The organism is Agathobaculum sp. Marseille-P7918 (assembly GCF_900625105.1).
Lineage (GTDB): Bacteria > Bacillota > Clostridia > Oscillospirales > Butyricicoccaceae > Agathobaculum.
This window is the reverse complement of sequence record NZ_UYYD01000007.1, coordinates 15100-28221: the sequence shown is the minus strand read 5'-3', so window position 1 is coordinate 28221 and position 13122 is coordinate 15100. Positions and strand designations below refer to the sequence as shown.

Genomic DNA, 13122 nt, shown 5'->3' with positions numbered 1-13122 from the left:
GGGAAAGATAAGAGAAGAGAAAGGCAAGAAGAGGAAAGGGAAGGGTGTTTTATGAATATGACAACGCGCGTTTGGATCGCGGGCGCAAGCGGACGATTGGGTTCCGCGCTGTGCCATCGGTTTGACCGCAATACGGAATGCAAGCTGGTGACCAGCGACCGGGATGTACCGGTGGAGGATGGCCGCAAGGTGGGTCGTTTCGCCGACCTGAACCATCCGGACGTCATCATCAACTGCGCGGGTTTGACCGACGTGCGCCGCTGCGAGGAGTGTCCGGAGGAAGCCTATAAGATCAACGCGCTCGGCGCGCGCAATCTGGCGGTGGCGGCGCGGCGCATTGATGCCAAACTCATCCAGATCTCGACCGACGACGTCTTTGACGGCACGGCCGGCGCGGCACTGTGTGAATTTGATGACGCGCATCCGGTTACCATGTATGGCAAGAGCAAGTATGCGGGCGAAAAGCTGGTGCGGGAGCTGACCGACAAGCATGTGATCGTGCGTTCCTCGTGGCTGTACGGCGCGGGAACCTATGATTTTGTCGATCAGGTGCTGGAAACGGCCGCGCGCGGTGAGACCGTGCGGCTGCCGGGCGACGAGATCTCTTCGCCGACCTCGGCGGACGCGCTGGCAGGCTTCATTGAATATCTGATCACCGCACGCGAATTTGGTCTGTACCATGCCTCGTGCGAGGGCATGTGCTCGCGCGCGGAGTTTGCGCATGAGATCCTGCGCCTGAGCGGCTACACCGATGTGTCGGTGGAGTCCACGGCGGCGGGCGAGACGCTGCGTCCGCGCTTTACGCTGCTGGATAATATGATGATGCGCATCACCGGTATTTATCAGATGCCGGAGTGGAAACAGGCGCTGGCGGAGTATCTGTCCGGCCGGCAGACGGGAGGCAAAGCATGAGCGAGAAGGCAAACCGCAAGAAAATCGGTCTGACCACGAAAATCTTTATCGCCCTGCTGCTCGGCGCGGCGGTAGGCGCGCTGCTGCATGCGTTTGCAGCGGATGTATCGGCGGTACAGGACATTCTGGTCGGCGGCGTGTTTTATATCATTGGACAGGGCTTTATCCGCCTGATGCAGATGCTGGTCGTGCCGCTGGTGTTCTGCTCGCTGGTCTGCGGCGCAGCCGCGATCGGCGATACCAAGACGCTGGGCAAGGTCGGCGTCAAGACCATCGGCTTTTATCTGGTGACCACCATGCTGGCCGTGGCGGTGGCGCTGAGCGTGGCGTCCCTTATTAATCCGGGCCTTGGTCTGGATATGTCGCAGGTGCAGACGGCGGAAACCTCCATCAGCGAGAGTTCGACCAGCATGACCGAAACGCTGCTGAACATCATCCCGAAAAACCCCATTGAGTCGCTGGCGACCGGCAATATGCTGCAAATTATCGTATTTGCGCTGATCGTCGGCCTGATCCTCGCCAAATTGCAGGATAAGGTGCAGCTCGTCACGAACTTCTTCCAGCAGGGCAACGACATCATGATGGAAATGACCATGATGATCATGCGCGCGGCGCCGGTCGGTGTGTTCTGCCTGATCGCAAAGACGTTCTCCGAGCTGGGCTTTTCCGCCATGGTGCCGATGTTCAAATATATGGGCGCGGTGCTGCTTGCCTTGGTGGTGCAGTGCCTGGGCGTGTATCAGATCTTGCTCAAGCTGTTCACCGGGCTCAACCCGTTCCGGTTTATCCGCAAGTTCGCGCCGGTCATGGGCTTCGCGTTCTCGACGGCGACTTCGAACGCGACCATCCCGCTTTCGATCGAAACGCTGGAGGACAAGGTCGGCGTATCCCGCCGCATTTCGTCCTTCACCATTCCGCTGGGCGCGACCATCAATATGGACGGCACGTCGATTATGCAGGGCGTTGCAGTCGTGTTTGTTGCGCAGGCGTTTGGCATCACGCTGACGCCGGCGGACTATTTGACGGTTATCGCCACCGCGACGCTGGCCTCGATCGGCACCGCGGGCGTGCCCAGCGTGGGCCTGATTACGCTGGCGATGGTATTCGATTCGGTCGGCCTGCCGGTTGCGGGCATCGGCCTGATTATGGGTATCGACCGTATTCTGGATATGGCACGCACGGCGGTCAATATCACGGGCGACGCGGTCTGCACGACGATTGTCGCGCATCAGGACGGCGCGCTGGATAAAAACGTGTTCAACAAAAAATAAAGACGGAAAAGGGGCGCTTTGTTTGACACAGGGTGCCCCTTCTGGTATAATCAAGCTATGCCGCCATGGCGGAACTGGTAGACGCAGGGGACTTAAAATCCCCCGGTAGCGATACTGTGCCGGTTCGATTCCGGCTGGCGGCACCAAAAAAGCCCTGTATCCAGGATGGATACAGGGCTTTTTGTTACATTTAACTGGACGTTTCTAACCGTTTTCTAACATATTTGTCTCAAAAACTGCGAGGGGATGTGCTGCGTGCTTTACTGGAATTCCGTCCAGTCCGGATTTTCCGTCAGTGCGGTCCACTTTTCATGCACGCCATCGGCCTTGCGGTCGAAGTCGTGGCTGTTGGTGGCTTCCTGCACGGCGAGGTAATACCATGCGCTCGAGAGGTTGTCCGGCCAAGTCTGCATGTTGCTCAGCAGGTCGCTCTCATTCTCCGGCAGACGCTGGAGGACGCGGTTGATCATGGTCATCGCCTCAGCGCGCGTGATGGCGTTCTCCGGGCGGAAGGTGCCATCCGGATAGCCGGTGATCCAGCCAAGCGTTGCGGCGCGTTCGATCTCATCCTTGGCCCAGTGGCCGGAGAGATCGGTAAAGTTGCTGTCGCCATCGGTCCGGCCGGTGTCAAAGCGGGCGCAGATCGCGGCAAATTCCGCACGGGTGATCGGTGCATCGGGTTCGAAGGTGGTCTCGGTGCGGCCTTTGATGATGCCGAGAGAAGCCATGGTCGAAACCGCGGTGTTGTACCAGTCATCCGCCGAAACATCGGTAAAAACATTGGTTTCGGTCAGGTTTTCCGTGCGGACATCCTCCTGGAGCAGGCGGAAGAAGATGGTGGCAACTTCGGCGCGGGTGATATTGCTCAGCGGCTGCACTGTGCCATCCTCGTAACCGATGACATAGGCGAAATGATCGTCACCGTTGAGCCAATCCGGGACTTCGGTGATCTCCCAGCCGGCATAGACGGTGGTTTTCGCCGTCATCTTGATTTCGGTAACCGGTTTGGTCAGTGCTGCATCCGCGTACCAGCCAGTGAAGGTGTAGCCTTCGCGGGTCGGGACCTTGGTCAGCTGTACGGTCGTGCCGCTGGCGTAGGATTCGTCTGCATATTCCGTGCCGCCGTTGGATTCATAGTGCAAGGTATAGTAGGTGGTGCCGCCGCCACCGCCGCCGGAAGAAGTGGTCTCCCACACCAGTACATAGGGCGAGAAGCTATCCGTCTCAAAGACCAGATGATCGCCTTCCACCTTAAAGTTTGTAATTGGGGTTGGGGCATAGTTTTCATCGGTCAGTTTAGCTGTGATTTCCTCCGGGGTCATGCTTCGATGCAGCCCTTCAAAGTGCAGCAGGGTAAACTCGGTGTTCTCATCCAGACCTTCCTGTATCGGCCAATATACAGTAACATCTTGGCTTGCCTTCACCCAAGCATTGCCATTGTTCATATCGACCAGATCAAGATACCGGGATTCATAGTGACGGGTCTCGTTGCTCGCCAATTCAGCAAGCTGCGCATCGACTTTCTCTTCCAGCAGTGCGGTATAAGTCGAGTCTTCAACGGTCACATTGGTATCAATAATGTGATCGAACAGCAGGGAGATGCCTTCGTCATCATCCACCTGTACATCAGAATTATTGATGAAATACTTGGTTTCGGCCGGAGCCGTTACGCCTGGTTCGTCCTTGACGGCTGTGAAGTCTTCCGGTTCAGCAATGTTTGGAGTTTTCGCTGCAGCAGTGGTTCCACGTACAGTGAGTTCTCCGTTTTTCACGGTGATCGGATATTCCTGTCCGTCATAGACAAAGCTGACCTTGTCTTCTTCAATTCCCTCGCCGTAAGCCTTCATGGTGAGGGTTTGGTTGATATACTGCGCCGCGTTGAAATCCTCGCTGTCGCTGTCTACTACTTCTTCCTGTCCATCTACCATCTTAATAAATTGTATCCGCACCGGGCGAGCCGCCGTTTGTCCTGCAGGTACAATGCGGTAGATATCGTGTTCGCCTTCGCCGTATTTTTCAAATTCCCATGTGAAGATATCACTGCCATCTTTGTATTGCAGTGTCAAATCTTCTGTGACATTGATATTTTTGAGAGAATCTGGAAGGCTGATGCGGAAGCCCGGTTCCGGGAAACCGGCTTTTGCGTCCATAATGAGAGTTCCATCGTCGTCTACTGCACCTTCATAGCCGTGACCGCCCATGTAGATGGTAATGTTCGCGGGCTGAATGGTGATATTGCTCAGCTTTTTGTTGGTGACGGTGACCGAGGTACTCTCTGCATTTGTAATTTCAGAGGTGTATCCGGCTATATTGTCTTCTGCAATCTTGTGAGTTACATTTGTGGGGAAATCATAGAAGGTGTGCGTCCATTGATTTGCGGCCGTTAGTTCTGCGTTATCAACCTCTGCTTGATCGCTTTGACGAACCAAGCGAACAGTTGCCGATGCCGGAAGGTCCGTCGTCAACGGTTGATCATTTTCGTCTGTCCAATTTTTGGTGACGGTAATGTCTTCGCCCGGTTCACCGATGGTCAGGGAGCCGTAGTTGAAAATTGCGCCACCGTAATTACCTGCAGTATTTCCAATAAAGAGATTGGAGTATGTGTCTGGCGAATAAGATGGCGCTACCGTCTCTGTATCAAGGTAAAGGCTGCCGCCGGTTGTTCCCAGATCAATTTTCGCATACTCACTTCTTTCAAGTGGACTAAGAATATCATTGCCTTCATCATCTTGGTCGTCTGTTTTCCAGCGCATTCTGGTGCCGTCCATCATATAGTCCGAAATTAAAACCGTGTCATCTGCACCAGAACTGCTCTGTAAGTAAATTGTGTCGCCAGTTTCTAGTGTGCCACCATTATTGTCAAAGATAGCTCCATCTGTTGAATGGATTGCACTAGTTGTTTTAGCATTACCGGAGTAGAAAAATACAATTGCGTTGCCAAGTCCACTTTTTGCACTGTTACTCTGAAAGAGTGTTTTGTCAATGTCGGTATGAATGCCTCCACCGGCAATGTGGATAGCGCCGCCGCGGGAGTCGGATATATTGTTTTCAAAAGTTGTGCCCTGCATTGAAAAATGCGCTTCATAATCGGCATCGACATCCAGATTGATGGCACCGCCATGGCCTTCTGCATGGTTATTAGTAAACGTGCATTGCTCCAGATTAAGAGTATATGCACCGGCTAGTATATGGAAAGCTCCTCCGCGGGGGTCATTTCCGCTGGTAAAACGACTGGAAGCGGTGGTATTCCCTTCAAAACGGCTGCTTTTAATATCAACCTCTATGGTTTTTCCACGTACTTCTTTGATTCCGATTGCGCCTCCGCCAAATACGCTTGCAGAGTTACTATCCGTAGAGGTATAGTTTATTTTATTGTTTTGAAATTGACAGTTTGTTATTGCAAACGAGTCTGTTTTTGAGCCATTGGAACCATTGGAACCAATGGCGCCGCCGAGCGCGCCAGCTTGGTTTTCAGTAAATTTGGAGTTGGTTGACTGTAAAGTAATCGCTATGCAGTCAACAAAGCCAACTGCGCCGCCGCACAAATCTGCGCTATTATTTTCAAAGGATGTACCTGAGATTGTAACATTTGCAGTGTCAATATAGTGTAAGCCAATTGCACCGCCGCCATGCGCTTCAAAATCAGAAAAATCACAGTTTGTGACGCTTAATTCTATGTTTTTGCAGTTCATCGTCATTGCGCTGTCGCTTTCAGCAACAATTGCACCGCCATAATTGCTGGCATTGATTGAAAAATTGGTATTGCTGCCGCTGAAGTTGAGATTTGCAAAATTAGCGGTCACACCAGTCGACAATCTAAACATGCTGTAAAATGCTGTGGCTTCGCTGTCAGTGCTCAAAACCGGCCTTACTGTTGTATCAGGGTTGTTTTGATATATGCCTTGAATGGTTAGATTTTTGTCGATAACAACCGTATTTTCAACGGTCAAATCACTTAGTACAACAATGGTGTCCCCGGACGAGGCTTCAGCAACAGCTTTGGACAAGCTGGCGTATGGATCTGTTTCCGTACCTGCGCCAGCATCACTGCCAGTTGAACTTACATAAATTGTATTATCCGCAGCCATCGCTGTGACAGGGAAAAGGGTTGTTAACATGGTCAACACCAATACTATGGATAGCCATCGCTTTTTCATTTGGAATTCCTCCTTTGTGCAATAGGCCTGACCGCAAAACATAGATTGCAGGATGTTTATAGGCCATAATCCACTACTCCCATCGAATATTCAGCAGTCTTATTTGCTTTTGCCGAAAAGCATCGCAGCATCGCATCCCCTCTTTGCTCCATGTTGCCGTAATCACTCGTTCTGTTCCTTTGGATAAAGTGATTTTATCCCTTGCCTTATCTTTCCACCCATGATTTTATATCCATTATACCAGAGAAAACTCTTCCATTCTATGGTGGTTTTGTCTATTTTAAACAAACGAATTTGCACATATATGATATGCCGGTGGAACAATACGCTTATCGCTCCGCGATAACTCGGCTAGAATCAAAGTTATTTACACAGGAAAAAGCCCTGTATCCGTAAATGAATACAGGGCTTTTTGTTGCATTTGCAAGAGCCTTTCTAATACATTCTCCTCAAAACTGTATGGGGTATGCTGCGCGCTTTACTGGAATGCTGTCCAGTCCGGATTTGCCGTCAGTGCAGTCCACTTCTCATGCACGCCATCGTCCTTGCGGTCGAAGTCGTGACTATTGGTGGCTTCCTGCACGGCGAGGTAATACCATGCGCTCGAGAGGTTGTCCGGCCAAGTCTGCATATTGCTCAGCAGGTCGCTCTCATCCTCCGGCAGGCGCTGGAGGACGCGGTTGATCATGGTCATCGCTTCAGCACGCGTGATGGCATTCTCCGGGCGGAAGGTGCCATCCGGATAGCCGGTGATCCAGCCAAGCGTTGCGGCGCGCTCGATCTCATCCTTGGCCCAGTGGCCGGAGAGATCGGTAAAGTTGCTGTCGCCATCGGTCCGGCCGGTGTCAAAGCGGGCGCAGATCGCGGCAAATTCCGCACGGGTGATCGGTGCATCGGGTTCAAAGGTGGTTTCGGTGCGGCCCTTGATGATGCCGAGTGCAGCCATGGTCGAAACCGCGGTGTTGTACCAGTTATCCTCGATGGTCAATACTTCTTTGGCTTTGGCGCTTTCCGCGATTTTGCCGTTGGCTCCAGCGGTATAGATGACCGTAGCCTGATACTTGTCAGGAATGTTGTCAGACTGTTCGGGATCTTTTTCGCCAATTTTGTCTTCTGCATAAACGACTGGGATGGTATGGCCGGAAGTTATATCATTAAAAGCGTATATGCCGTTGTCCAAGCTAGCGGCGAGCCTGTCAACAGTGACGGTATCCAATGCATAACCAGTGTTTGCTGTGAATGTAATGCTGGTATTCGCACCGTTGTTTACAGTGATAGTACCACCGGTGGACTCAGAAAGACCTGTGGTCTGCGCGGTACCGTTTACAACTTCGACCGTAATGGTATGTTGTTTTTTACCGGAATACCAGGCGCAGTACCTGTATTCGAGGTTGTTCCGTTGCTTGTCGTCGCCGAGTTGGTGAGCGTCTTGCCTGCATCAGCCGCAACTACGGTGTATTTGGCATACAGTGTTTTGCTGGCATCAGGAGCCAGAGAGAAAGTTCGGGAAATTCAGTAGTGCATGTCTCATCCGAATACAGAGTCAGCGAACTACCGGATGTGCTGTCTTTCGTCAGTGTATCGCTGACGTTAATGTCGCTCAGCGTCACGTTTCTGGTGTTCTCGACCTCGATTTTGTAAACGATCATATCATTAACGTTGACAGTTTGCACAGAAGACACATTTGTGTTGCCATTGATCAAATGGATCGTCTTGTTGACCGACAGGCCGGGCTTGTCCTTCGTTGCGTAGCACTCGACGATTGTGGGCGTGCCGTTTCCGCTGGATTCCGCCACGGTTTTGATGTTAACGCCGGCGTAGGGACCTGTGTGTTTGACTGTACCGTCCTGCGTTGTATACCAGCCGGAGTAGACGGAAGGAACATTATCCTTCAGCGTCAGCTTCATTTGCAGATTGGATACTTTCCAGTCCCCCAGTACAGGATCATCCCCGCCTCCTGTAAATAAACCCGGATTGATTGTGGTATTCGCTACACCTTGATCCTTGACATATTTCTGGGAATCTGTTGCGTTCGCTGCTTCTACTGGCTCGCTATTGCCATCGACAGTGTAATATTTTACAGAATACTGGGCGTTCAGATATTTCTTTAACGTACTTCTACCGTCCACATTGTCAATAATCCATGCCCCATTGTTGCCAGTATGCGGTGGCTGCCAACTATGTTGACCTTTGAAAAAGCACCATTGATGCCTTGCAGCGCATAACCCTTTGCCGGTTTAACAGAAATATCTGCCGCATCATACACTGTTTGGTACAACAACGTCAATTTTCCATCTGACACAGATGCTGAGCCATTGGCCACTGTACCAGTCGTAACGGAAAGAGATGCGATATAGGAGTTCCGATTGCTATCTGTCAAAGCTACCTTTTGGTTATCAACTCTGTTTGTTCCGTTCCGACTGGTCCTATCGTTTGGGTTATTCCTGCCTCCGGCACTGTCCTACCGCCTTTATTAGTGTCCGTAATTGGAATCGTGCCTCCGTTCGCTTGTGCAGCTGTTCCAATCCCCGAAACACTTACTTTACCGATAAAAGTAAAATCTTCTATTTCCTGGGTATCTGACGTCCCCTAATCCGGATTTAAAAAATAATAATATGCGTCATATGAGTGTTTCCGTTGGGAGCTGCCCCGGCCGTCACAGGCATGAAACCTGCTAACAGGCATAGGCATAGGCATAACAATTCAGTTAATAATCTTCGTTTCATTTTTCGTTTCCTCCTCACTGAAGCACTTGGTTTGCTGCCTGATATACACTTACAGTTTGGTTATCTGCTGAACAACCGTCTCATCATAATATTCCTTGTCATCGCCAGCCTTTGAAAAGAATATTAGCAATGCGTATCTATGCATATACTACACGAAAATGGCAACACAAATTTTTACAGTTTACAAGTGATTTAAAACGTAGAAGCATTAGAAAATCGGTATAAGTTGTGCTTTTTGTAAAAAGAGGTTATTTTACTTCAATTTATGCGAAAAATAATTCTGCACTTTTGTTTCAGGGAAAACCCTTTTGACTGAAAAAATGATTTATCTCAGGCCATAATATCACCCTTCATCAGGCTGGATGCGGTGCACAGAACTGTGCCAAGACCTGTGACAGTTTATCCATCAATTTGCGCACACTCGAAAGTAGCAAAATATGGTATACTGAAATAAACATCCGGAGGCATAGCGGCATCGCTGAAACAAGGCTGTCGGTCTTGGGAAGATAGCGGCAACCGGATGGAGTCCTTCGGGGGGAGAGAAAAGGAGGCAACGCAGATGAGAAAACGATGGATCAGTCTGCTGCTGACGGCGGCAATGGTGTTTGGCCTGTGCGGGCCGATGGGCGCGCTGGTGCCGGAGGCCGGGGCGGTCTATGATTCCAGCGAGCTGCTCGGCATTGCTTGGGAGTTGTCGGGCGGCACTCTGACGCTCGGCAAAGGCGAAAAGTTCTATAGCTCCCCTCCTTGGGAGGAATCCCGATCGGAGATTCAAAAGGTGGTGGTGGAAAATGGTATAAGACATATAAGCGCCGGCGCTTTTGCCGGTTGTCCGAACCTGACAAGCGTCGAGCTGGCCTCTTCGGTTACGGAAATTTTCAACGATGCATTCGCTGATTGTCCCGTACTCAAAACAATTACGCTTCCGGCTTCGCTTGAAGTGATCGGTCATCGCGCGTTCAAAGGCAGCGGACTGCAGTCGCTCGAGCTGCCAGGTTCCGTTGAGATTTATTCCGAGGCGTTTGCCTATTGTGACGGGCTGCGCGAGGTGATTTTGCCGGATACGCTGCAATCGATCAACTGGCGGGCGTTTTACGGCTGCAAAAACCTGCAGACTGTCGACCTTCCGGCGGTTCCGTTTATAGGAAATAGCGTGTTCGGCAATTGCCCGAATCTCAAGACGGTATATTGGCCCAAATATATGACCAGCAGCACGGGGTATTTTGAAAATTGCAATCCGCTGACCGTGTATTATGAGGGCACGGAAGAGGAATGGAAACGCATCGAATGGGGCTACGATGAATATTTGCCAGAGGGAAGTGTCGTTTATTTTGAAACGGATTCGCCGTTTTCCCAGTCCGAACCCGAGCCGGACGGACTTATTCCGACTCCGGTCATGGAGAGCGCGACCTATCGGAATCATGCGGTGACGGTGGAGTGGAGCATTCCGCAAGACACCGCGTCGGAGCAGTATCGCGTCGATGGGTATCATATTCTTCGCAAGACCGGAGACGGGGAATATGCGCAGATCGGCGCGGTGTCCGGCAAAAACACCCTGCAGTATGTGGACAATACCGTGGAGCAGGGGAAAACCTATACCTATACCGTCCGTGCGTATTATAACGGCGGCAGCGGCGTGTACGACGCCAAGGGTATTTCGATCACTTGCGGGACAGCCGCCACAGCGGCCAAGCTCGAACTCGATCCAACCCGTGAAATGCTGGTGCATTATAACACCGCAAACAATCGGGTGATTGGACTCTTTTCGCTGGAGATTCTCGCCGGTTTTGCAGGTGAGGTCGATACGGCTGCCTATCAGCCGGGGCCGGTCACCTTGACGGTCGACCTGACCGGCGGTTTCAGCTTCGCGCCTGACGCGTTGACGCAGCACGAGACGTTTACGACCGGGACGCTGTCCGCGCCGACCGAGAGCGAACCGCAGCCCACGGTGACGGAAAATATCACAATCTACATCCGCAACAACCAGACCGGCACCATTCGCATTACCGCGCAGGCGGATACCTGCGAGCAGGCAACGCAGGCGGCTTACCGGCCGGCACTGCACTTCCTGACGGTGGAAGAGGAAACCTGGCCGATCATCAACGTGGCCGCCAGTTTTTGCTATCCGAGCGGATATAAAATCCCGGTGGAACGATATCAGGAGGTCTATGGCGAACGTCTGGGGCAGATCAAGGCGCGCAGTGCATCTACATGGGGCGGCAACTGCGCCGGTATGGCTTGGACGGCGGGATTGATCGCCACCCGCGGCCTGAACCTGCCGTACGGGTTCACCGGCTTGCCCAGCCATCAGGGCGACGGCGTTACTTTTGGATATGTGTATTGGAACCAAGATAGCGCATTGACCAAGCTTATCGAGCGGTATCAGCTTTTTCAAACCGAACTGATGGGCATGGGCGATGAAAAACTGCTGGATTTGATTGGGCAGATGCAGAACGGAGAATACTGCTATCAGGCGGCGGATGGCAGCTATGACCATAATCCGGACGGAAATTATATCCAATCCTTGTGCGATGTCATCGAATCCAGCACGCAGCCGTTGGTGGCATCCATCGCATGGGGTACGAATGCACATGATGTGCTGCTGACCAGCAATCAGCTGATAGATATGGGATCCGGCTGGTACTGTACGCCGATTTACGACCCGAACCACCCCTATCTAGACACGGAGGTATTTCATTCCAAGGTGGGTTGGGAAGATGCATACGATAAACCGGAACGGTTTCTGTTCCTCAATCCGGAGAAAAACCTGTTCCAGGCTTTTGTTGGCGACAATGGCAACGGTACGGAAGTGGCACGAGGCAGTGCCGATCAGCAAACCGCCATCACCTATGACAGCGAGTTGCCGGATCGCCTTGCTTTGTTCAACGTGATGGATTTGGCTATGACGGAAATCGATTCGGATCAATATTTGCAGTATCTGACGAGCAACAGGGATCAGTATGTCAAGCTCACGTATTCCGATCAGAGCAATCTGGAAGTGTTGTCCGCAGATGGTTCCAAGACGCTGGCCAAGGTGGAAAACGGACAGGTTACATATCTGGACGACACGGTTACTGAACTTGTGTTGGCGGACACGGATGGCGGCGCTCTGTATATCCCGACGGCGGCAAATTACCGGGTACAGTGCGATGGTTCGATGATGATGGAGACTTCGGAGCATATTACCTATTTGTCCGGGCAGGGACTGAACGCGGTGTTGGATATGCAGAATAACAAGGTTACGCTGAAGGGCATGCATACCGGAGATGCGACCGTGCTGCTCAGCAATTTGGCGGACAGCGATGAAGAAATCGAGGCGGTGGAGATCAGCGGCGAACTGGTGAAAAACCAAACGGTCTCCTTTACACTCAACAGCAGCGATAAACTGGTCACGACCGGAGAGAATTATTGGACGGATCCCGAGGTGCAGATGCTGGAGGAGACGTTTACCAACGTGCCGCAGGTGGATCTCAGCACTACGCTTGATCTGACGGATTGGGATAAGCCGCAGGCGTTTGCCGACGTCCCGTCGAATGCCTACTATGCCGACGCCGTACAGTGGGCGGTGGAGCAGGGCATCGCGACCGGCACGAGCGCCCGCACGTTCTCGCCCGATGAGCCGTGCACCCGCGCACAGGTGGTCACCTTCATCTGGCGCGCGCTCGGGCTGGACGAGCTGAGCAGCCGCTCGACCGAAAACCCGTTCCGCGATGTGCCGTCCAATGCATATTATCGCGATCCCGTCCTGTGGGCGGCGGAAAATGGCATCACGACCGGCACGAGTGCCACGACCTTCTCGCCGGACGATGCCTGCACCCGCGCGCAGGTGGTCACCTTCCTGTGGCGCACCGATTTCCCGCCCAAGTATTATGACGCGGGACAGTCGTTCCGCGACGTGCGGGTCAGCGACTATTACTGGTATCCGGTGCAGTGGGCGGTCGAGCGCAATATCACGACCGGCACGAGTGCTAGCACCTTCTCGCCAAACGAGACCTGCACCCGCGCACAGGTGGTCACCTTCCTGTACCGCGATTTTGCGTGAAAACGATGACGCGA

General features: G+C 52.4%; 7 protein-coding genes and 1 tRNA gene. 4 read left to right on the top strand and 4 right to left on the bottom strand.

Translation table 11 applies throughout. From position 1 onward, the window contains the following. Positions 1-51 precede the first annotated feature (51 nt). From rfbD to EJL02_RS09940, 3 genes are all read left to right on the top strand, one after another. Complete coding sequence (rfbD, locus tag EJL02_RS09950; RefSeq protein WP_243114454.1) at positions 52-912, top strand: dTDP-4-dehydrorhamnose reductase; 861 nt, start codon at positions 52-54, stop codon at positions 910-912. Continuing rightward, positions 909-2183, top strand: coding sequence for a dicarboxylate/amino acid:cation symporter (locus EJL02_RS09945; protein ID WP_125116261.1), 1275 nt, complete (start codon positions 909-911; stop codon positions 2181-2183). The genes rfbD and EJL02_RS09945 overlap by 4 nt, the downstream gene beginning before the upstream one ends. A 59-nt stretch (positions 2184-2242) precedes the next feature. Further along, positions 2243-2329: transfer RNA gene (locus tag EJL02_RS09940), tRNA-Leu, on the top strand. A 114-nt stretch (positions 2330-2443) separates the two neighbouring features. On the opposite strand, the gene EJL02_RS09935 is transcribed toward EJL02_RS09940, so the two are convergent. The 4 genes from EJL02_RS09935 to EJL02_RS09920 all read right to left on the bottom strand — a co-directional run bounded on the left by EJL02_RS09935 (position 2444) and on the right by EJL02_RS09920 (position 8720). Continuing rightward, the gene (locus tag EJL02_RS09935; RefSeq protein WP_164510378.1) at positions 2444-6340 is read right to left on the bottom strand and encodes an S-layer homology domain-containing protein; all 3897 of its coding nucleotides are present in this window, start codon (positions 6338-6340) and stop codon (positions 2444-2446) included. Between the two features lie 478 nt (positions 6341-6818). Then, positions 6819-7520 (bottom strand): S-layer homology domain-containing protein, encoded by a 702-nt coding sequence (locus EJL02_RS09930; protein ID WP_125116259.1) that lies wholly within the window; start codon positions 7518-7520, stop codon positions 6819-6821. A 268-nt stretch (positions 7521-7788) separates the two neighbouring features. Next, positions 7789-8469 (bottom strand): hypothetical protein, encoded by a 681-nt coding sequence (locus EJL02_RS09925; RefSeq protein ID WP_125116258.1) that lies wholly within the window; start codon positions 8467-8469, stop codon positions 7789-7791. Further along, the gene (locus EJL02_RS09920) at positions 8448-8720 is read right to left on the bottom strand and encodes a hypothetical protein (protein WP_125116257.1); all 273 of its coding nucleotides are present in this window, start codon (positions 8718-8720) and stop codon (positions 8448-8450) included. Before EJL02_RS09920 ends, EJL02_RS09925 begins: the two co-directional genes overlap by 22 nt. 905 nt (positions 8721-9625) lie before the next feature. Between EJL02_RS09920 and EJL02_RS09915 the strand changes: the two genes are divergently transcribed. Next, positions 9626-13108: a leucine-rich repeat protein gene (locus EJL02_RS09915; protein WP_164510377.1), complete on the top strand. Its 3483-nt coding sequence runs from the start codon at positions 9626-9628 to the stop codon at positions 13106-13108. Positions 13109-13122 lie beyond the last annotated feature (14 nt).